At 32.6% G+C, this 20,876-nt stretch carries 21 protein-coding genes; 19 read left to right on the forward strand and 2 right to left on the reverse strand.

Annotation, left to right across the window (positions count from 1 at the left end):
- Nucleotides 1-107: 107 nt before the first annotated feature.
- The 18 genes from ACOYLT_RS04970 (at nucleotide 108) to ACOYLT_RS05055 (ending at nucleotide 17,995) form a co-directional block, all read left to right on the forward strand.
- Nucleotides 108-1,574: a DUF5687 family protein gene (locus ACOYLT_RS04970; RefSeq protein ID WP_422852753.1), complete on the forward strand. Its 1,467-nt coding sequence runs from the start codon at nucleotides 108-110 to the stop codon at nucleotides 1,572-1,574.
- A 35-nt stretch (nucleotides 1,575-1,609) separates the two neighbouring features.
- On the forward strand, nucleotides 1,610-2,308 hold the full coding sequence (locus tag ACOYLT_RS04975; protein WP_422852754.1) for an ABC transporter ATP-binding protein: 699 nt from the start codon (nucleotides 1,610-1,612) through the stop codon (nucleotides 2,306-2,308).
- 87 nt (nucleotides 2,309-2,395) lie between these two features.
- The gene (locus tag ACOYLT_RS04980) at nucleotides 2,396-5,212 is read left to right on the forward strand and encodes a tetratricopeptide repeat protein (RefSeq protein ID WP_422852755.1); all 2,817 of its coding nucleotides are present in this window, start codon (nucleotides 2,396-2,398) and stop codon (nucleotides 5,210-5,212) included.
- A gap of 4 nt (nucleotides 5,213-5,216) precedes the next feature.
- A complete protein-coding gene (locus ACOYLT_RS04985) occupies nucleotides 5,217-5,621 on the forward strand; it encodes a bactofilin family protein (RefSeq protein WP_422852756.1) in 405 nt (134 codons plus the stop codon).
- Nucleotides 5,590-5,823, forward strand: a complete 234-nt coding sequence (locus tag ACOYLT_RS04990) for an AtpZ/AtpI family protein (RefSeq protein ID WP_422852757.1) — start codon at nucleotides 5,590-5,592, stop codon at nucleotides 5,821-5,823. Before ACOYLT_RS04985 ends, ACOYLT_RS04990 begins: the two co-directional genes overlap by 32 nt.
- Nucleotides 5,824-5,830: 7 nt before the next feature.
- Nucleotides 5,831-6,223: a hypothetical protein gene (locus ACOYLT_RS04995; protein ID WP_422852758.1), complete on the forward strand. Its 393-nt coding sequence runs from the start codon at nucleotides 5,831-5,833 to the stop codon at nucleotides 6,221-6,223.
- A gap of 117 nt (nucleotides 6,224-6,340) precedes the next feature.
- Nucleotides 6,341-7,537, forward strand: coding sequence for a F0F1 ATP synthase subunit A (gene atpB, locus ACOYLT_RS05000; RefSeq protein ID WP_422852759.1), 1,197 nt, complete (start codon nucleotides 6,341-6,343; stop codon nucleotides 7,535-7,537).
- 33 nt (nucleotides 7,538-7,570) lie between these two features.
- Complete coding sequence (gene atpE / locus ACOYLT_RS05005) at nucleotides 7,571-7,765, forward strand: ATP synthase F0 subunit C (RefSeq protein ID WP_379757645.1); 195 nt, start codon at nucleotides 7,571-7,573, stop codon at nucleotides 7,763-7,765.
- A gap of 76 nt (nucleotides 7,766-7,841) precedes the next feature.
- Nucleotides 7,842-8,342 (forward strand): F0F1 ATP synthase subunit B, encoded by a 501-nt coding sequence (locus ACOYLT_RS05010; protein WP_422852760.1) that lies wholly within the window; start codon nucleotides 7,842-7,844, stop codon nucleotides 8,340-8,342.
- Complete coding sequence (gene atpH / locus ACOYLT_RS05015) at nucleotides 8,342-8,875, forward strand: ATP synthase F1 subunit delta (RefSeq protein ID WP_422852772.1); 534 nt, start codon at nucleotides 8,342-8,344, stop codon at nucleotides 8,873-8,875. Before ACOYLT_RS05010 ends, atpH begins: the two co-directional genes overlap by 1 nt.
- 23 nt (nucleotides 8,876-8,898) lie before the next feature.
- Nucleotides 8,899-10,476: a F0F1 ATP synthase subunit alpha gene (gene atpA, locus ACOYLT_RS05020; RefSeq protein ID WP_422852761.1), complete on the forward strand. Its 1,578-nt coding sequence runs from the start codon at nucleotides 8,899-8,901 to the stop codon at nucleotides 10,474-10,476.
- Between the two features lie 89 nt (nucleotides 10,477-10,565).
- A complete protein-coding gene (gene atpG / locus ACOYLT_RS05025; protein ID WP_422852762.1) occupies nucleotides 10,566-11,426 on the forward strand; it encodes an ATP synthase F1 subunit gamma in 861 nt (286 codons plus the stop codon).
- Between the two features lie 106 nt (nucleotides 11,427-11,532).
- Nucleotides 11,533-12,990 (forward strand): lipopolysaccharide biosynthesis protein, encoded by a 1,458-nt coding sequence (locus ACOYLT_RS05030; RefSeq protein ID WP_422852763.1) that lies wholly within the window; start codon nucleotides 11,533-11,535, stop codon nucleotides 12,988-12,990.
- Between the two features lie 3 nt (nucleotides 12,991-12,993).
- A complete protein-coding gene (gene dut / locus ACOYLT_RS05035) occupies nucleotides 12,994-13,428 on the forward strand; it encodes a dUTP diphosphatase (RefSeq protein WP_422852764.1) in 435 nt (144 codons plus the stop codon).
- 105 nt (nucleotides 13,429-13,533) lie between these two features.
- Nucleotides 13,534-14,544 carry a sugar phosphate nucleotidyltransferase gene (locus ACOYLT_RS05040; RefSeq protein WP_422852765.1) on the forward strand — a complete coding sequence of 337 codons (1,011 nt, stop codon included), beginning with the start codon at nucleotides 13,534-13,536 and terminating at the stop codon, nucleotides 14,542-14,544.
- Nucleotides 14,545-14,573: 29 nt separating this feature from the next.
- On the forward strand, nucleotides 14,574-15,926 hold the full coding sequence (locus tag ACOYLT_RS05045) for a tetratricopeptide repeat protein (RefSeq protein WP_422852766.1): 1,353 nt from the start codon (nucleotides 14,574-14,576) through the stop codon (nucleotides 15,924-15,926).
- Nucleotides 15,926-16,711, forward strand: coding sequence for a DUF4292 domain-containing protein (locus ACOYLT_RS05050; protein ID WP_422852767.1), 786 nt, complete (start codon nucleotides 15,926-15,928; stop codon nucleotides 16,709-16,711). The genes ACOYLT_RS05045 and ACOYLT_RS05050 overlap by 1 nt, the downstream gene beginning before the upstream one ends.
- 21 nt (nucleotides 16,712-16,732) lie before the next feature.
- Nucleotides 16,733-17,995, forward strand: a complete 1,263-nt coding sequence (locus tag ACOYLT_RS05055) for a murein hydrolase activator EnvC family protein (protein WP_422852768.1) — start codon at nucleotides 16,733-16,735, stop codon at nucleotides 17,993-17,995.
- Nucleotides 17,996-18,023: 28 nt separating this feature from the next.
- Here ACOYLT_RS05055 and ACOYLT_RS05060 read toward each other — a convergent pair whose 3' ends face one another.
- The gene (locus ACOYLT_RS05060) at nucleotides 18,024-18,533 is read right to left on the reverse strand and encodes an acyl-CoA thioesterase (protein WP_422852769.1); all 510 of its coding nucleotides are present in this window, start codon (nucleotides 18,531-18,533) and stop codon (nucleotides 18,024-18,026) included.
- Nucleotides 18,534-18,594: 61 nt separating this feature from the next.
- Complete coding sequence (locus tag ACOYLT_RS05065) at nucleotides 18,595-19,536, reverse strand: SPOR domain-containing protein (protein ID WP_422852770.1); 942 nt, start codon at nucleotides 19,534-19,536, stop codon at nucleotides 18,595-18,597.
- Between the two features lie 102 nt (nucleotides 19,537-19,638).
- Between ACOYLT_RS05065 and dprA the strand changes: the two genes are divergently transcribed.
- Entirely contained in the window at nucleotides 19,639-20,742 is a 1,104-nt protein-coding gene (gene dprA / locus ACOYLT_RS05070; protein WP_422852771.1) for a DNA-processing protein DprA, read from the forward strand.
- Nucleotides 20,743-20,876: the final 134 nt, after the last annotated feature.

The following is a 20,876-nucleotide window of genomic DNA, read 5'->3' on the forward strand; positions in this document are numbered from 1 at the left end:
AAAGCCGAGAGCTACCTTCGTGAAACTTATCCTGAATATGAAATAACACAATTAGTGTAACAATTTCCTATCTTTAAAACTAATAGCAAAACCTAAACAACCAAACTATGTTCAAACATTTCATCAAACTCGAGTGGAAATCCTTTTTTCGTTCGGCATCCTTTGCAACTAACTTAGCGCTGAAAATCATAATGGGTTTAGGCGCATTATATTTCATAGTGTGTTTTGCCATATTAGGTTCGGCCGTGTTTTTTATATTGATAGATGAAGGATTAGAACCGCTTTCCACGATTAATACGTATCTCATTTATTATTTAGTTGGCGATTTGATAGTGAGATGGTTTTTCCAAAAAATGCCAGTTACCAATATTAAACCGCTATTAACGTTGCCGATAAAGAGAAGTACAATTGTACATTATTCATTAGGAAAAACCTCCATTTCTTTTTTTAATATCATTCATGCTTTTTTCTTTTTGCCGTTTACCATTGTTTTGTTAATTGAGGGTTATGGTTATCAAGCTATTCTTTGGCATTTGGCCATGATGGCGCTGATTTATGCAAATAATTTTCTTAATCTAATAATCAATAATAAAGACCTAGTTTTTTACCCATTAGTTGCTACAGTGGCTTCATTTGGTTTGGCACAATACTATCAATTTTTCAACATTACAGAGTATACCAAACCTTTTTTTCAAGGAATGTATGACACCAATTATTTATTTTTAATTCCAATTCTTTTACTCATAATTATCTATTATTTTTCGTTTAATTATTTCAAAAATGATTTGAATTTAGATACAGGTTTGGCAAAGAAAAGCGATGAAGCAAAAACCGAAAATCTTACTTGGTTGAACCAATTTGGAACATTAGGCACATTTCTTAAAAATGACATCAAACTTCTGAAAAGAAACAAACGATCAAGAACAACGGTTATTATGAGTTTTCTTTTCATTTTCTATGGATTACTTTTTTTTACAAATTCGATTGAAGCCTATAATAATCCTGCTATGCATGTGTTTGCTGGCATCTTTGTTTCTGGAGGATTTTTGTTCACTTTCGGACAATTCATTCCGAGTTGGGACAGTGCCTATTATCAACTATTGATGAGTCAAAACATCAGTTACCGACAATATTTAACTTCAAAATGGTGGCTGATGGTTATTGGCACTATAATTTCTACCATCATAGCTTCTTTCTACTTGTATTTTGGTTGGCAAACTTATATGTTGATAGTAGTTGGAGCTGTTTACAACATTGGTGTGAATTCTCATTTGGTAATGCTTGGTGGTGCCTATGTAAAAACGCCAATTGATTTAACCATGGCCAACAAAGCATTTGGTGATAAACAAGCATTTAACTTGAAAACGATGTTAATCTCTTTACCAAAATTGCTTGTGCCAATGGGTTTATATGCTGCAGGATATTATTTGTTTTCCGCTAATATTGGATTTTTATTTGTGGCTTTAGCTGGAGTTTTTGGATTTACACTAAGAGATATGGTTTTTACTAAAATTGAAAAAATCTACAAAACAGAAAAATACGCCACAATAGCTGCTTACAAACAGAAGAATTAAAAGTAAATCAATCACAAACAATAAATACTTTCAAAATGATACAAGTAACTAATTTAACCAAAAAATATATTGCAGGAGTAAGCGTTTTAAACATTTCAAACTTGGAAATTCCAAAAGGACAAAGTTTTGGTTTGGTAGGAAATAATGGAGCAGGGAAAACTACTTTTTTTAGTTTGCTTCTGGATTTAATTCAGCCAAGTTCAGGACATATTGTAAACAATGGTGTCCAAGTCAATACAAGTGAAGCATGGAAACCCTTTACAGCAGCTTTTATCGACGAGAGTTTTTTAATAGGATATTTAACCGCCGAAGAATACTTCTATTTCATAGGTGATTTACGAGGACAAAATAAAGCCGATGTCGATGCTTTATTGGCCAAACACGAAGAATTCTTTAACGGAGAAATCTTGAAAAGCAAAAAATACCTCAGAGACTTATCCAAAGGAAATATGAAAAAAGTGGGCATTATAGCCACTTTAATCGGAAACCCAGAAGTAGTTATTCTTGACGAGCCGTTTGCCAATTTGGACCCAACCACTGTAAATCGTTTGAAAAAAATAATCAAAGAATTAGCTGATAATCCTGAAGTTACTGTTTTGGTTTCTAGTCACGATTTGGTTCATACTGTTGAGGTTTGCGACAGAATTGTTGCACTAAATAAAGGAGAAATAGTAAAAGACATTCAAACATCTCCAGAAACTCTAAAAGAGTTAGAAGCGTTTTTTGCAGTGTAATTTTTTGCTATATCAAAAAGAAACGTACTTTTACCAGTCAGTTATACTATTTATAACATTTTCACGTAATAATAAAAACGTTTTGCTTTGAAAGCTAATATTATTAAATATTTTATTTTTTCGGGATTTCTTATTTTTTTGATAGCATGTTCTACCAAAAGAAACTCCTTTCTTTCAAGAAACTCCCATGCTCTTAGCACAAAATATAATATTTTATACAATGGAGGAATTGCCTTAGACAAAGGAATTCAAGAAGTGATTTCACAAAATAAAGATAATTTTTGGGAAATTCTTCCTGTGGAAAGAATGCAGATTGGCGAAGATAAAATACTTCCTAAAGAAAATAAAAACGCCAACTTTGAAAGAGCTGAAACTAAAGCAACAAAAGCCATTCAAAAGCACTCCATGAATATTCAGGGTTCAGAAAAAAACCCGCAGATGGACGAATCTTATTTACTTTTGGGAAAATCTAGGTATTATGATCAACGATTTTTACCTGCTCTAGAAGCTTTTAATTATGTGTTATATAAATACCCAAAGAGCGATAAAATATATCAAGTAAAAATTTGGAGAGAAAAGACCAATATGCGATTAGAAAACGACGCTTTGGCTGTAAATAATCTCAATAAATTATTAAAAGAAATAAAATTCAAAGATCAAATTTTTGCTGATGCTAATGCGACTCTAGCTCAAGCTTTTCTTAATCTTGAAGAAAAAGATAGTGCTGTTGCTAAAATTAAAATAGCTACAGAATTTACAAAATCTAATGAAGAAAAAGCTAGATACAGATATATATTGGCTCAGCTTTATGAAAAAATGGGTTATAAAGATAGCGCCTATACCGCCTATCAATCTGTGATTGATATGAATAGAAAATCGGCTAGACAATATGTTATTCATGCTCATGCCAGACAAGCTAGCCAGTTTGATTATGAAAAAGGAGATACCATAGCTTTCCTAAAAAAATTTACTGATTTAATTGCCGATAGAGAAAACCGTCCTTATCTGGATGTTTTACATCATCAGTTGGCTTTGTTTTATGAAAAAAGTAATAATCCTACCATAGCTAAAAAGAATTATAATCTTTCCCTAAAAAAGAAAACACAAGACAGTTATCTTGTTGCATCAAATTATAGAAACTTAGCAGACCTTTATTTTATTGACTCTAAATTTGTTATGGCTGGGAAATATTATGACAGTACTTTAGTGAATTTAAAACCAAGAACGAGAGAGTTAAATTTGATTAAAAAGAAAAGAGAAAATCTTGAAGATGTTATTAAATACGAAGGTATAGCTCAGCAAAATGACAGCATTATTTCTTTGTATAATATGGATTTAAATGGCAAAAATGCATACTTCGACAAGTACATTGTTAAACTGAAAAAAGAGGAAGAAGCCTCAAAAAAATTAGCTGATAAAGCTGCAATAATTAAAGAAAACCAAAACAGAAACGAGGGCAATATTGACTCTGGTGATAAACCATCTGGCAAATCAGTAAACAGCAAACCACCAAATTTAGGCAATATGCCTTCAAATGGAACTCAAAGCACATTCTATTTTTATAACCCTACTACAGTAGCTTTTGGTCAAAAAGAATTCATAAAAAATTGGGGAAAAAGAACGCTTCAAGACAATTGGCGTGTAGCTTCATTGACAAAGAAAACCACAGAAAAAGAAGAAGATAATAATGATAAAAATGAATCAGACAAAGACTCTAAAGATAGTATTGCAATAGATGAAAAATTTACACCAGATTTTTATATAAAACAATTACCAACCTCACAAACCGTTATTGACAGTTTGAGTAAGGAAAGAAATTTTGCCTATTATCAATTAGGAGTTATTTATAAAGAAAAATTCAAAGAATATCAATTAGGAATAGATAGATTTGAAAAACTGTTGGCAAATAATCCTGAACAAAGATTGGTTTTACCATCAATGTATAATTTGTACAAGCTTTATGAAATTTTAAACAAAACCAAAGCAGAGCAAATTAAAGCTAGAATAATTAATGAATACCCAGATTCTAGATATGCTCAGATATTAACAAATCCAAATACAGACATAGTAGAGTCAAGCGATTCGCCAAAAGTTGTTTATGAAAACATTTATAAACAATATCAAAACCGAGAATTTAAAACAGTATTATTAAACACTGAAAGAGCTATAGACAGGTTTACAGGTGATGAGATTGTTCCTAAATTTGAATTATTAAAAGCTAATATTGTTGGAAAACTAAGTGGATTATTAGAATATAGCAAAGCTTTAAATTTTGTTGCACTCAATTACCCAAATAGTGAAGAAGGTAAAAAGGCAGAAAAATTATTATCAGTTGATTTGCCTAAACTTGAAGCATTAAAACTTTCTAGAGCCAATTCTAAAAATTGGAAAATTCTTTATGCTACTAAAGACTTTGAAGATAAAAACACGAAATTGCTACGTAAAAAGATTGATAAATTCATTAAAGATAGAGGTTTAAGTAAACTTTCGGTTTCGCTAGATATTTATACTATGACCGATAATTTTATAGTTATCCATGGAATAAATTCTAAAGATTTAGCTCAAGGAATCACTTCAGTTTTAAAAGATTATAAGGATTATAAAGTTGTTGAAACACCCATTATTATTTCAACAGAGAATTACACTATAGTTCAGATTAAAAAGAATATTGATGATTATTTAGCAGGGAATCTTGAAGACAATCCACCCCCACCAAACTGGGATGGAACAATTGAAAAAGCACCAGTAGCTCAACAACCAAAACCTGATGAAAATAATGAACAACAACAGCCAAATACTCAAGAAAATAATCCACTTGATGGAAAACTTCCCGCGCGAGCTAAGGAAAAAGAATTTGGCGTGCCTACTTCTATTCAAGTAGAAAAATTAGGTAAGAAAGGATAAATATATGTTTGAAAAAAGTTCAAAATCATATACAGATTTACTAGGTAAAACAAACAGAATTGTTGAAGGAACTACTATCAACGGAGATATTGTTTCGCCTGCAGATTTTCGCTTGGATGGACAATTGATTGGAAATTTTGAATCAAAAGGCAAAATTGTAATCGGACCCGCAGGAAGCGTTAAAGGCGATATTATTTGCAAAAATGCAGATATCGAGGGAAAATTTGATGGCAAAATAGAAGTCCAAGAAATACTTAATATAAAATCAAAAGCACACATAAAAGGCGAAGTTGTTTGTGGAAAACTTTCCGTTGAACCTGGAGCAGAATTCAGCGCTTCCTGTGTGATGAAACCTCATGTGAAAAGCATGATTAATAATGGAAAATCAACAGAAGAAAAAACAGCGTAATAAATGGTTGGCGCTTATTAACATTCCAATTCAAATGGGTGTTATAATTTTTCTGTTTTCCAGTCTTGGCGATTGGCTAGATTTAAAGTATCCCAATAAAAACAATATTTTTGTTAAAATTTCAACATTAGTTGGAGTTGCTATTGCATTTTATAATATCAATCGTCAGTTAAAAGAAATCAATAATTTAGACAATGAATAATTTTAGTTTGGAAAAAATTAAATCAATTTTTACAATTTTGCTATTAGGAATAATAGGTTTTGCCATCCATAAATTATTGTTTTATTTCTTTGTTCCAATTACGTATGAAGCTGATTTTATTTACTCAATACCATTATTATATATAGGTTTCTTTTTCTCTTCTTCTTTACTCGTTTTGGTTTTACATAAAATCAAACAATTAAGTATTGACAACGTAGGTTATGCATTCCTCGCTTTAACCTCTTTAAAAATGCTTGTAGCTTATATTTTTGTTAGGCCTATATTAAGTCTAAATCTGCCTAAAACGCCTGTAGAAAAAATGAGCTTTTTCATCATTTTTATTTATTTTTTAGCAACAGAAACCTTTGTGACTATTAGAATTTTAAACAATAAGCAATAAATTAAAAGCGGAATTGACAATTCCATCAAAAAAATTAAAACATATACTTTTTATTTTTAATTTAAATTGTACTTTTGCACCAAATTTTAAAAAGTCAATTTAAGTTAATTATCAGATATGGTGATTTCAAGAAAAACACTCCACTTTATTTTAGCCGCATTTGTGGCCTGTTTGCCTTTATTAAGTTTTGCAACCACAAGTAATGATAGCGTTACTACCGCGACACCGGCAATGGAAACGACTAAACATGTTGCGTCCATCAAAGGGGAAGGGCATGAAGTTGAAAATGCTAATTTAACAGAAGAGCAAAAATCTGATTCAGAGAGAAAATCACATATTAAACACCACTTGATGGACTCCCATGATTTTACTTTTTTTACCTATGGTGAAGAAAATAATAAACATTTTGGTTTTTCGTTACCTGTAATTTTATATGACAACGGTTTACACTTTTTTTCTTCCTCAAAATTTGAACACGGTGAAGCCGTTGCTGAATCTAATGGAAATTACTACAAGATAAATCATCACAATGGATTAGTATATAGAACCGATGCTGAGGGAAGTTTTACGGAAGATGATAAAGGTCATGTTACCAATGTAAAGCCTCTTGACTTTTCAATTACAAAGAATTTGTTTATGATTATTTTAGTAGGGTTACTAATGTTTTTCTTATTCAGAGGTTTGGGCAAATCATATAAGCAAAACGGTTCAATAGCAACTGGAGCAGGAAGATTTTTTGAGCCAATAGTTTTATACATAAGAGATGACATTGCTATTCCTAATATTGGAGAGAAGCATTATAAAAAATACATGAGTTTTTTATTGACTATCTTCTTTTTTATATGGTTTTTGAACATGTTTGGGTTGACACCACTGGGGGTTAATATTACTGGGAATCTTGCTATTACAGCTTCTTTGGCGGTTATTACCTATTTGATCACCACCTTTACTGCTAAGAAAGATTATTGGGGGCATATCTTTTGGATGCCAGGAGTACCCGTTCCTATGAAATTTATTTTGGCGCCTATTGAATTGTTGGGTACCATCATTAAACCATTTTCTTTAATGATTCGTTTGTATGCGAATATGGTTGCGGGACACATTGTACTAATGAGTTTGATAGCCTTGATGTATACGTTTAATAGCCCAATTGGAAGTCCGTTGTCGTTCTTTTTGGCTTTTGTGTTATCCTTATTAGAAATTTTAGTAGCCTTATTGCAGGCGTATATCTTCACCATGTTGGCCGCCTTATATTTTGGTGCCGCAGTGGAGGAGCATCACCATGATGAGCACCATGAAGTAGCGCATCATTAATAAATTGAATGTTTAATTAAATATATATACATTATGGAAATTCCTAAAATCGTTGGAGCTGGATTAGTAGTAATCGGAGCTGGTATTGGTATCGGAAGAATTGGTGGGTCAGCAATGGACGCTATTGCTCGTCAACCAGAAGCTACTGGTAAAATCCAAACGGCTATGCTTATCGCTGCTGCCCTTATTGAAGGTATTGGATTTGCTGCTTTATTCGCGGTAAACTAAAAAAAACAAAAAGCCATAACGGTTGGTTGTGGCTTTTGTTTTACTATTAAATCATTAATATAAAATACAAAATATAATGGAAGAATTATTTGGACAGTTTTCATTAGGGTTGTTTATCATGCAAACAATCTTATTTCTTGGACTTATTTTCCTTTTGAAAAAATTTGCATGGAAACCTATTCTTGATGCAGTTAATGAAAGGGAAGAAGGTATCAAAAATGCCTTACAATCGGCAGAGCATGCTAAGAAAGAAATGCAAAATTTGAAATCAGACAATGAGAAATTAATTGCTGAGGCAAGATTAGAGCGTGATGCAATGATGAAAGAAGCTCGAGAAATCAAAGATAAAATGATTAATGATGCTAAAACAGAAGCACAAGTTGCCGGTCAAAAAATGATTGAGCAAGCAAAAGTTTCCATAGAAAGCGAGAAAAATGCAGCTTTGGCGGAATTAAAATCTCAAGTTTCTTCTTTATCATTAGAGATTGCTGAAAAATTATTAAAAGACGAATTGTCTAACAAAGAAGCTCAAACCAAATTGGTAGAGAAAATGTTAGGTGATGTTAAATTAAATTAATCGTTATGTCAAGAGCTGCGATTAGATATGCAAAAGCCATTTTAGAAACTGCGGTTTCTAGTGCAAATACTGTAAAAGTAAATGATGATATGTTGTCAATCGTTTCTTCTATTACAAGAAGCAAAGAATTGAGCGAATTTTTGTCAAGCCCAATAGTTACATCTGATATAAAAATGACTGCTTTGTCAGAGGTATTTGCTTCAGTTCAAGCAGAAACAAAATCGCTTTTCATATTACTAAAAGAGAACAAAAGATTTGAAATATTAGCACCAATCGCTTCACAATATAATATATTATTTGATGTAATGAATAATATAGAAGTTGCTAAAGTAACTACAGCCTTCCCAATCACTCCAGATATAGAAAGTATAGTATTAGCAAAAATAGCTACCATTTCAAACAAAAAAATAACTTTAGAGAATATTGTAGATCCATCAATCATAGGAGGATTTATTTTGAGAATTGGAGACAAACAATACAATGCCTCTGTGGCAAACAGATTACAAGAATTAAAAAGAGAGTTTAGTAATTAAATTACCATTAAAGATATATTAAAATGGCGGAAATTAAAGCTGCTGAAATTTCAGCAATATTAAAGAAACAGTTAGAAGGTTTTCAATCTGGAGCTACGTTAGAAGAAGTGGGTTCAGTACTTCAAGTGGGTGATGGTATCGCTCGTGTTTATGGATTGTCTAATGCACAATACGGTGAGTTAGTTCAATTTGATAACGGATTGGAAGCAATCGTATTGAATTTAGAAGAAGACAATGTTGGTGTGGTACTTTTAGGACCATCAACTGGTATAAAAGAAGGTTCTATCGTAAAAAGAACTCAACGTATCGCTTCATTGAAAGTTGGTGAGCAAATAGTCGGTCGTGTGGTAAACACTCTTGGTGAGCCTATCGATGGTAAAGGACCAATCGGTGGTGATTTATACGAAATGCCACTAGAGAGAAAAGCGCCAGGAGTTATCTTCCGTCAACCAGTAACAGAGCCATTACAAACGGGGATCAAATCTATCGATGCGATGATTCCAGTTGGAAGAGGACAACGTGAGTTGGTAATTGGTGACCGTCAAACGGGTAAAACTACAGTTTGTATTGATACCATTTTAAATCAAAAAGAATTTTACGATATTGGTCAACCCGTATTTTGTATCTATGTTGCTATTGGACAAAAAGCCTCTACTGTAGCTGGAATTGCAAAGACTCTAGAAGAAAAAGGAGCCATGGCTTATACAACAATTGTGGCCGCTAACGCTTCAGATCCTGCTCCAATGCAGGTTTATGCTCCAATGGCTGGTGCGGCAATCGGAGAATATTTCCGTGACTCAGGTCGTCCTGCTTTGATTATCTATGATGATTTATCAAAACAAGCGGTAGCTTATCGTGAGGTTTCCCTTTTATTAAGAAGACCACCAGGTCGTGAAGCTTATCCTGGAGATGTTTTCTACTTGCACTCTCGTTTATTAGAAAGAGCATGTAAAGTAATTGCGGATGATGATATTGCCAAAAATATGAACGACTTACCAGACACTTTGAAACCAATCGTGAAAGGTGGAGGTTCATTAACTGCGCTACCAATTATTGAAACTCAAGCGGGTGACGTTTCTGCTTATATCCCAACAAACGTAATTTCGATTACTGACGGACAAATTTTCTTGGATGGTGATTTGTTCAACTCTGGAGTTCGTCCTGCTATTAACGTAGGTATTTCGGTATCTCGTGTTGGGGGTAATGCACAGATTAAATCCATGAAAAAAGTAGCTGGTACATTAAAATTGGACCAAGCTCAATTCCGTGAATTGGAAGCTTTCGCAAAATTTGGTTCAGACTTAGATGCCGTTACTTTAAACGTAATTGAAAAAGGAAGAAGAAACGTTGAAATTTTGAAACAAGCAGTAAACGATCCTTACACGGTAGAAGATCAAGTAGCTATTATTTATGCGGGTTCTAAAAACTTGTTGAGAAATGTTCCTGTAAACAAAGTAAAAGAATTCGAGAGAGATTATTTGGAATACTTGAATAACAAACACAGAGACACTTTGAATGCTTTAAAAGCAGGAAAATTAGACGATAACATCACTGATGTTTTAGAAAAAGCAGCCAAAGAAATTTCAGCAAAATACAACTAAGTTGGGAGCGGGAAGCGGGAAGCGGGAAGAGAGAATAGTGCTTCCCACTTCCCACTTCTCATTTCCCACTTCTAACTACTAACTTTTATATGGCCAATTTAAAGGAAATCCGTAATAGAATTACTTCCGTTCAGTCTACGATGCAAATCACATCGGCGATGAAGATGGTTTCTGCTGCAAAGTTGAAAAAAGCACAAGATGCTATCACAGCAATGCGACCTTATGCCGAAAAATTAACGGAATTATTGCAAAGTGTTAGCGCTACTTTAGAGGGTGATGCAGGCGGAGAATATACTTTCCAACGCCAAATCAACAAAGTATTGGTTGTTGCTATAACATCAAACCGTGGTTTGTGTGGTGCTTTCAACACTAACGTCATTAAACAAGCAAAATTAGTTGCCGATAGTTACGCTGGAAAACAAGTGGATATTTTTGCTATAGGTAAAAAAGGGAATGATGTTTTAAGAAAAACCAATACCGTTATAGCCAATAAAAGTGAAATATTTGATAATCTTACTTTTGAAAATGTTGCCGAAATTGCAGATGCATTAACTGAAAAATTTATTACTGGCGAGTATGATAAAATTGAAGTGGTATATAACCAATTCAAAAATGCTGCTACTCAGATTGTACAAACAGAACAATTTTTACCATTAGCACCAATTCAATCAGATAAGCCAGTTTCAACAGGAGATTATATATTTGAACCATCAAAAGAAGAAATTGTTCTGACGTTGATTCCTAAATCGTTAAAAACGCAATTATATAAATCAATCAGAGATTCTTTTGCCTCAGAACATGGTGCGCGTATGACAGCAATGCATAAAGCAACAGATAATGCAACTGAATTAAGAAATCAATTAAAGTTGACCTACAACAAAGCGCGTCAAGCAGCGATTACGAATGAGATATTGGAGATTGTTGGTGGAGCTGAGGCTTTGAAAGGATAACAATTAATTCAAATAAATTAGAAAAGAGTGAACATTTGTTCGCTCTTTTTTTTTGGAATGAATTTAATAGTTATTTTTGTTCATCACCTATAAAAATAAACTCTCTTTGAGCCTTTATAAAAACCTTTTCAAACAAACAGCCATATACGGATTAGCTACGGTGTTACCGCGGATGTTGACTTTTTTACTCAATCCGTTGTATGTGAAAGTTTTACCTAAGGGTGAGTTTGGGGAAGTCTCCATTATTTTTGCCTATTTGGTGTTTTTGAATGTTGCTTTATCTTATGGGATGGAAACGGCTTTCTTTCGTTTTTACAATACAGAAACCGATACCAAAAAAGTAATCTCTACTGCTACTCTTTCTATTTTGTGTTCGTCTTTGATTTTTTTAGTATTAGGGATTTTATTTCGAACCACACTAGGCAATTGGACTAACATTGATCCGAAATATATCTTGTATACGGTATTGATTTTAGTATTTGATGCATTATCCGTAATTCCTTTTTCCAAATTGCGCGCCAATAAAAGACCCATGTTCTATGCTGCCATTAAGATTGGTAATGTTTTACTAAACGTCTGTCTGAATGTCTTTTTCTTATTGGTATTACCCAAATTAGCTTTGGGAAGTGGCGGTAGTTTTTGGAATGCATTTTATATTGAACACTTTCAAATAGGTTATATTTTTATTTCGGGACTGTGTGCTAGTTTGGCCACCTTTATCGTGCTATCACCTGATTATTTTCAGATTAAAGGCGCTTTTGATGCTGTGCTTTGGAAAAAAATGATGGGGTATGCCTTTCCTATTTTAATTGCCGGAATTGCTTTTGCCATTAACGAACATTTCGACAAAATCCTATTAGATAGGATGCACGTTCCGCTTTCAGAAATCGGGGCATATTCTGCATGTTATAAAATTGGAATGTTTATGGTACTTTTCAGAACTGCATATACTTTGGGTATTGAGCCGTTTTTTTTTAGCCATGCCTCCAATGAAAACGCACCACAAACCTATGCAACTATAACTAAATATTTTGTGATTTTTGGCTCGTTCATTAGTTTATTTGTGATTGTTTTTGCCGATTTACTGAAACAGGTCTTGGTGCCCAATGCTGATTATTGGGATGCTATGAAAATTGTGCCGCTTATAGTTTTGGCCAATTTCTTTTTAGGAATTTATACCAACTTATCCGTTTGGTACAAACTGACAGACAAAACTAGTATTGGGGCCTACATTTCTCTTGTAGGCGCTGCAGTAACTTTAGTACTCAATTTCATTTTAATACCTTATATTAGCTATACAGGATCAGCTATTGCTACTATTGCGGCTTATGGAACGATGATGATTATTTCTTATCATATGGGCAAAAAGAAATATCCTATACCGTATGATTTTATGAAGATATTCAGTTATCTAGGATTAACGATAGTATTTTCAGCACTTTCCTTTTACGTGCCTATTTTGAGGGATAACTATTATATTAAATTTACCTTATTAATTGTTTTTTTGTATTTTATATATTTTAATGAGAAAGAAACATTACTACGAATAGTCAAACGAAAATAAACTATGCAAATAAAAATAATAAACAAATCACAACACGAATTACCCAATTACGAAACCATTGCTTCAGCTGGAATGGATTTAAGAGCCAATTTGTCTGAACCAATAACGCTCAAATCACTAGAAAGAACAATTGTTAAAACAGGACTTTTTATTGAATTGCCAATCGGTTACGAAGCGCAAGTAAGACCAAGAAGCGGACTGGCAGCCAAAAAAGGAATTACCGTTCTCAATTCACCAGGAACAGTCGACGCCGATTATCGTGGAGAAATTGGCGTGATTTTAGTAAATTTATCCCAAGAAGATTTCGTTATTGAAAACGGCGAACGAATTGCCCAATTAATCATCGCCAAGCACGAAAGAGCCGAATGGATTTCAGTTGAAGAATTGTCTGAAACCTCAAGAGGAGAAGGCGGTTTTGGGAGTACAGGGGTTAAGTAGTAGGCAGTGTTCAGCACTTAGTATTCAGTTTGTAAAAATTATAAATTAAAACATAGCGAACTTTGTGAAATACCTTTGCGAACTTTGCGTTTAAAATAAGTTAACATGAAAATAATAGTACCCATGGCAGGTCGCGGTTCACGTCTTCGCCCACACACTTTAACCATACCAAAACCTTTAATTCCAATTGCCGGGAAACCAATTGTGCATCGATTGGTAGAAGATATTGCAGGTGTGTTAAATCAAGATATTGAAGAAATAGCTTTTATCATTCACGAAAGTTTTGGTAAAAAAGTTGAAGATGAATTAATTGCAATTGCACAAAAATTAGGCGCAAAAGGAACGATTTATTATCAAAATGAAGCTTTGGGAACTGGTCATGCTATTATGTGTGCCAAAGATTCACTAAGCGGACCAGCCGTTATTGCGTATGCAGACACTTTAATTCGTGCTGATTTTGATTTAGACGTAACTGCAGATAGCGTAATTTGGGTAAAACAAGTGGATAAACCCGAAGCTTTTGGCGTTATCAACCTTAATGAAGCTAGTGAAATAGTTGAATTGGTAGAAAAACCAAAGGAATTTGTTTCTGACCTTGCCGTGATTGGAATATATTATTTCAAAGATGTAGCGGTATTAAAAAACGAACTCCAATATGTATTAGATAACAACATTATTCATGGTGGCGAATACCAAATTAATGACGGCATCAAACAAATGATGGCTAAAGGAATGAAATTTGTACCTGGTGAAGTTGATGAATGGATGGATTGTGGCAATAAAGATGTTACGGTAGAAACTAATTCTAGAATGTTAGGGTTCCTTCATCATGATGGAGAGCATTTAGTAGATTATGATGTTAAATTAGAAAATGCTATTATTATTCCGCCTTGTTATATTGGTAAAAATGTAGTTTTGATTGATGCCACGGTTGGTCCAAATGTATCTTTGGGCGACGGATGTCATGTACAAAACAGCAGTATCAAAAACAGTTTGGTGCAAACACATGCCCACATAAAAAATGCTCATTTAGATAACGCCATGATAGGCAATTATGCAAGTTTTGATGGTGATTATACCAGTATTAGTATTGGAGATTATTCAGTTTTAGAATAAATCGAAATTGAAATAAATTCAGCTTAACAATGAAAAAAATTCGAATTTATTGGACATTACTTTTTGGGATATTATGTATTCCCAACATCCTTTTGGCTCAAAAAGAACCAAATGAAGTAGTGGTGTTAGATAATGGATTTCAAGATAATTTTTTTGAAGCACTAAAACAAAAAGGTATCGAAAACTATGATAAAGCCATAGAATCGTTGCTTATTTGTAAAGAAAAAGAACCTGAAAATGCAGTTATTTATTTTGAATTAGGTAAAAATTATTTGGCTCAAAAAAAAAATAAAGATGCTTATGATAATTTTGAAAAAGTTACTAAAATGGAACCCAAAAACCGTTGGGCTTGGGTAGGCATGTATGATGTATGCTATGAAACTCACGATTATAATCAAGCAGTAGTTGTAGTAGAAAAATTAGTGGAATTTAAAGAAGATTATAAGGAAGACCTTACTTCATTATACATGAATACCAATCAATTTGACAAAGCTTTAGAACTCATTAATGAGTTAAATGAAAAGTTTGGAAAATCAGATAAACGCGAATTGTATAAAGCAGATATTCTTAAAGATTTAAAATACCAATCGGCAGAAAAAAACAATCTTTTAGATAAAATAAAAAAATATCCTCAGGATGAGTCGAATTATATTTCTTTGATTTTTATGTATTCTAAAAGCAATCAAGAGGAAAAAGCATTAGGAATTGCTCAAAAACTTGAAAAAGCCATCCCAACCTCAGATTGGGCTCAAGTAAGTCTATTTAAATTTTATTTAAATAACAACGATGGAGACAATATTGTAAAAGCGATGGATATTGTTTTACCAAGCAAAAAAATAGACTCTAAAATTAAACATAGAATGCTCAATGAATTCTTGATTTTTGTCATGAATAATCCAAAACACGAGCCCGATTTAGATAAAGCCATTTCCTATTTTGATAATGATAAAGAAGTAAAAGTATCCAGAGAAATAGGTAAATTTTATTATTCAAAAGCCAATTGGGATAAGGCAATCAAGTATTTCGAAATGCATCTAAAAAACAATTCAGATGATACAGAAACCCTACTGTTATTGCTTCAGTCCTATACAGAAATCCAGCAGTTTGATGTTTTAGCAAAAAAAGCCGATGATTTAACACAACTTTATCCAACACAACCACAGTATTATTATTATGCAGGTTTGGCTAACAATCAAATTAAGAATAACAAGAAAGCTGCGACTTTTTTAGAAAATGGCTTGGATTTTGTAATAGATGATCAGGCATTAGAAATCAATTTCAATATTCAACTAGGCGAAGCTTATAGCGCTTTGGGCGATATAAAGAAAAAAGAAAAATACTTCTCTAAGGCTGAAGATCTGATTAAAAAACAAAAAAAATAATGAAAAATTGGTGTTGGTTTTTGTTGGTTATTCTTTTAGTTTCTTGTAAATCAAAAGCTGTTTTTGTTGATGCAAAAGCAAAAATTAAAGTTGTAAAAGATGAAAGCATGATGAATTCAAAAAAAATAATTCAGAATCATTATAATAACAAAAATGAATTTTCCACGTTATATATAAGATCTAGCGCAAAATATAAAGATGATAATCAATCACAAAGTGTTGCTGCCGAAATCAAAATTAAGAAAGGGGAAAAAATACTAGTAAGCATTCGATTTTTAGGCATAACAATGGCCAAAGCGCTAATAACACCCAAAGAAGTGAAGTATTATGAAAAAATAAACGGAACCTATTTTGAAGGTAATTATCAAGCCTTAAGCCAATGGCTCGGCACCGATTTAGACTTTGATAAAATTCAAAACATGCTTCTTGGACAGCCTATTGATGATTTAACTAAAGAGAATTATAATTTAGAAGTAGGAGATAAATTTTATAAGTTAAACTCGATAGCCAACAATACTGAAAAATCCTTTTTCTTTGAATCGGAACATTTTTTACTTAAAAAACTAGAAATAAATCAACCCACAAAAGAAAGGACATTTGAAGTAAATTATCCTAATTCTCAAGATTTTGCATCTGCTATTTTGCCTTCCAGTTTGTATATAAATGCAGTTCAAAAGAAAGCAAAAACAGAAATTTTAATTGATTATAATTCAATTACATTTAACGAAGACCTTTCATTTCCCTATAGCGTTCCTGATGGATATGACAGAATTTTTATAAATTAGATTTGCCAAATTAACTAGACTATGCCAAAATTCTTTTTCACCTTATTCTTTTTTTGTTTAGCAATCCCAATTTGGAGTCAACCTCCAACACAGGAACAATTGGAAGAGCGAAAAGCCAAGATTCAACAAGAAATTCTTGAGAAAGAACAACTATTGCAAACTGTAAAAAGCAAAGAAAAATCAGTAGTCACACAATTAATGCTCCAAAAAGAAAAAATAGGTTTAAAACAAAAATTAATTAACACTACTGAAAAGCAAACAAAATTGCTGAGTAATGATATATATGCAAATCAAATTAAGATTAACCAACTTAAACTAGACTTAGATCAACTTAGAAAAGATTATGCGGAGATGATTTTAAAATCATATAAAAGCAGATCGGAGCAAAGTCGAGCTATGTTTTTATTGTCTTCACAAAATTTTCTTCAGGCCTATAAAAGAGCTCAGTATATGAAACAATATGCCAGTTACAGGAAAATGCAAGGAGAGGAAATCAAAGGGAAAACAAATCAACTCTTAACGTACAATGATAAAATTGGAGTCCAAAAATCTGCCAAAGAAAAGTTGATAGTTGAAAATGAAAATGAAAAACAAGAATTAGAAAAAGAGAAAAAAGTACAAGAAAAAATAGCACAACAAATCCAAAAGGAGAAAGGAAAGATTGTTTCAGATATCAAGAAAAAGCAACAAGAAACCAAGAAAATAGATGCTCAGATACAAAAATTAATTCGTGAAACTATAGCAGCTGCTAACAAAAAGACAGCGGCTGCAAAAGCAAAAGCTAATCCAAAAACAGTTTCTAAGGCAGATACCAAAGCCACCGAAGAGTCCACAAAAATTGTTTTAACATCAGAAGGACAATTGATAGCTAATAATTTTAGAGCTAACAAAGGAAAATTGCCTTGGCCAGTTGAAAAAGGAGCAGTTAGTTTGTCCTATGGTGACCAACCACATCCTGTATATAAAACATTAACTGTACACAATAGCGGTGTAGAAATTACAACCGAAAGCGGTTCTTCTGCAAGAGCTGTTTTTGGAGGAGAAGTAACAAAAGTGATTAAATTATCACCTTTAAACATTGCTGTTTTTATTCAACACGGAGATTATTTTACCGTATATCAAAATTTGACTAGTGTAAATGTTAGCGTTGGCGATAAGGTTACCATTAAGCAAACATTAGGAAAAATTAGAACCAACGGCGATACAGGAAAAACTATTTTAAAGTTTTTAATTTTACAAAATACAACATACAATAATCCGGCTAGTTGGTTATTTAATATGTAACATAAAATCACAAAAAAACAGGGTTTTTTTATGTGAATAATGCTTTTAATTCGGTTGCATCGTGTGGGTTCATTTTTCCTGCAAGTACTAAGCTAAGCTGTTTTCTTCTCAGTGCGGCGTCATATCTTGCCTTTTCTAGCTCAGTTTCTGGTTCAATTTGAGGAACAGTTACTGGATTCCCTGTTTCATCCACAGCAACAAAAGTATAAATTGCCTCGTTTGCTTTGGTTTTAATACCAGACTCCCTATCTTCTAACCAAACATCAATATAAATTTCCATAGAAGAATTAAAAGCACGAGAAACTTTAGCCTCAACAGTTACTACACTTCCTAGAGGTATGGCTCGATTAAATGCAACGTGATTTACAGAGGCTGTTACAGTAATTCTACGAGAATGTCTTCGGGCTGAAATACTAGCTGCTCTATCCATTCTTGCGAGTAATTCACCACCAAAAAGATTATTTAATGGATTAGTTTCACTTGGCAAAACTAAATCCGTTAATATAGTTAATGACTCCGAGGGATGTTTTGGTTTCATATCAAATTTTTAACAAAGGTAGTTACAGAAAATAAAAAATCCCGATGCATCGGGATTTTTTTTATTCTTGTATCAATAACCAAGCATCTTTATTATCTAGCTTTTGAATATTTTTCATAGCATCTCGAGCTACAGTATAAGAACTATAACTTCCATAAAGAACTGGGAATAATCCATGTTTGTTAGCGGGTAATCTTTTCGCTTTAAATCCTAATTTCAATAAAGAATTATAAGCATTTTTAGCATTTGATTCTAATCGGAATGCCCCGGCTACAACATGATAAGGAGTTTTTTCAGAAGGAACTGTCAGCGTAACTGCAGGCAATGGATTTTCTATATAGAAAGTAGCTTCTTGTATTTTTTGATTTATTTTTTTCTGAACGTTGGATTGAACTAAAAGTGTTTCTTGTTCAATTTGTTTCAAATAATTATCATATAATTTATAACCCAAAACCCCAGTTAATCCTAGAGATAGAGTGAAAACAGCAGCATATTTAAGAACTTTGTAACTTCTTCTTTTTTCAGGAGTAAAGGCGATAGGAGCTTTTTCTTCAATAGCTTCTACTTCTTGTTTGTAAACTTCACGTTTTACAGATGGAGATATATAAGAAGATAAACCAAAGGATTCTTTCAAGTAATTAATTTGATTTGCAGGCACAAAGACTAAATTTCTCTCTGCATTTAAACTGAACTCACCTATATTTTTTATAGAAAAATTGCCAAATTCTTGAATTTTTGTTGTCCAATGTGACACTTCAATTTCAATAGTATTAACAGCAATTTCGTAACCAATTTTTTCGGCTTGAGCCAAATGATTAGCTAACAATCCATCATTATTTTTAATGAAAGGATTAAAAGAGATCATTTTTTTTGGAGGAAAAAACGAATGCGAATTTTCATCCAATTGCGCTGATTGAAATTCGGTCAAAAAAGCACCAAATCCTGGAACGGTTACGCACTGATAACGATATAATAATTGAGAAATGTATTGTTCAATCTTCATAGTGACAAATTTAAAGAAACAATAGCAGTATCAAAAAATTATTCACAAATTTTATTAACAATTTAAATAAAAAATTAGTATTTTGTGTTGTAAATTCTATGTATGAATACAACAGAACTTTTCCATGTTTTAGCACTATTAAAGATTGATGGTGTAGGTGATATAGTCGCCAAAAAACTTATAAATCATTGCGGTTCAGCCGAAAAAATATTTAGCGCCAGGGGGAGTCTCTTAAAATCTATTGATGGAATAGGTGAAATATTATTAAAAAAACTAAAAGACAAATCGGTTTTCGAAAAAGCAGCACAGGAATTAAAATTTATTGAAAACGAAAAAATAGAAGTTTTATATTACAAAGATGAGAATTATCCAGATAAATTAAAACATTGTATTGATGGACCAGTTTTACTTTTTGCTACAGGAAATTTTAATTTTGAAAACAGAAAATTAATTAGTATTGTAGGAACGAGACAAATCACTTCTTATGGAACAGAATTTTGTAAAAAACTAATAGAAGACTTAGCTATATTCAATCCTATTATTATTAGTGGTTTTGCTTATGGGGTTGATATTGTGGCACATCAAGCTGCTATGGATACTAATTTGCAAACCATAGGTGTTTTGGCTCATGGGTTAAATCAAATTTACCCAAAAACACATAAAAAGTACGTTGCCAAAATGGAACAAAATGGAGGTTTCTTAACTGAATTTTGGAGTAATTCTAATCCTGATAAAGAGAATTTTGTGCGTCGAAATAGAATTGTTGCCGGAATGAGTGAAGCAACAATTGTTATAGAAAGTGCTGAAAAAGGCGGGTCATTAATCACAGCAAATTTAGCAAATGATTACAATCGTGATGTATTTGCTGTCCCAGGAAGAATTACTGACAAATACAGTCAAGGTTGCAATGACTTAATAAAAACACAACGCGCCAATCTTTTAACTTCAGCAGCAGATTTAGTATATTGTTTGAATTGGGAATTGGAAGCCAAATCGACAAAACCCGTTCAAAAGCAACTCTTTGTTTCTTTGGATAATGAAGAACAAAAAATATATGAGTACCTCCAAAAAAACGGAAAGCAACTTTTAGATATAGTTGCCCTCGAATGTGATTTCCCTATTTATAGAATTTCATCAATCCTTTTGAATATGGAATTAAAAGGTGTGATTCGACCTTTGCCAGGAAAATTATTTGAAGCGGTTTAACTATTTTCGAAACCTAATTTTATTCGTACTCGTTGTAAAACACTATTGGCAACTACACTTGCTTTTTTTGCGCCTTGTTCTAATAAACTATCCACTTCATCTAAATTACTCATGTAGTAGTTATACTTTTCTCT

The organism is Flavobacterium sp. (assembly GCF_049318185.1).
Lineage (GTDB): Bacteria > Bacteroidota > Bacteroidia > Flavobacteriales > Flavobacteriaceae > Flavobacterium.

Excerpts from the sequence above, each read along its gene's own strand:
- ACOYLT_RS04970 (WP_422852753.1), top strand. The coding sequence starts at position 108 with ATGTTCAAACATTTCATCAAACTCGAGTGGAAATCCTTTTTTCGTTCG.
- ACOYLT_RS04975 (WP_422852754.1), top strand. The coding sequence starts at position 1,610 with ATGATACAAGTAACTAATTTAACCAAAAAATATATTGCAGGAGTAAGC.
- ACOYLT_RS04985 (WP_422852756.1), top strand. The coding sequence starts at position 5,217 with ATGTTTGAAAAAAGTTCAAAATCATATACAGATTTACTAGGTAAAACA.
- ACOYLT_RS04990 (WP_422852757.1), top strand. The coding sequence starts at position 5,590 with ATGGAAAATCAACAGAAGAAAAAACAGCGTAATAAATGGTTGGCGCTT.
- atpB (WP_422852759.1), top strand. The coding sequence starts at position 6,341 with ATGGTGATTTCAAGAAAAACACTCCACTTTATTTTAGCCGCATTTGTG.
- atpE (WP_379757645.1), top strand. The coding sequence starts at position 7,571 with ATGGAAATTCCTAAAATCGTTGGAGCTGGATTAGTAGTAATCGGAGCT.
- ACOYLT_RS05010 (WP_422852760.1), top strand. The coding sequence starts at position 7,842 with ATGGAAGAATTATTTGGACAGTTTTCATTAGGGTTGTTTATCATGCAA.
- atpA (WP_422852761.1), top strand. The coding sequence starts at position 8,899 with ATGGCGGAAATTAAAGCTGCTGAAATTTCAGCAATATTAAAGAAACAG.
- atpG (WP_422852762.1), top strand. The coding sequence starts at position 10,566 with ATGGCCAATTTAAAGGAAATCCGTAATAGAATTACTTCCGTTCAGTCT.
- dut (WP_422852764.1), top strand. The coding sequence starts at position 12,994 with ATGCAAATAAAAATAATAAACAAATCACAACACGAATTACCCAATTAC.
- ACOYLT_RS05040 (WP_422852765.1), top strand. The coding sequence starts at position 13,534 with ATGAAAATAATAGTACCCATGGCAGGTCGCGGTTCACGTCTTCGCCCA.
- ACOYLT_RS05045 (WP_422852766.1), top strand. The coding sequence starts at position 14,574 with ATGAAAAAAATTCGAATTTATTGGACATTACTTTTTGGGATATTATGT.
- ACOYLT_RS05050 (WP_422852767.1), top strand. The coding sequence starts at position 15,926 with ATGAAAAATTGGTGTTGGTTTTTGTTGGTTATTCTTTTAGTTTCTTGT.
- ACOYLT_RS05055 (WP_422852768.1), top strand. The coding sequence starts at position 16,733 with ATGCCAAAATTCTTTTTCACCTTATTCTTTTTTTGTTTAGCAATCCCA.
- ACOYLT_RS05060 (WP_422852769.1), bottom strand. The coding sequence starts at position 18,533 with ATGAAACCAAAACATCCCTCGGAGTCATTAACTATATTAACGGATTTA.
- ACOYLT_RS05065 (WP_422852770.1), bottom strand. The coding sequence starts at position 19,536 with ATGAAGATTGAACAATACATTTCTCAATTATTATATCGTTATCAGTGC.
- dprA (WP_422852771.1), top strand. The coding sequence starts at position 19,639 with ATGAATACAACAGAACTTTTCCATGTTTTAGCACTATTAAAGATTGAT.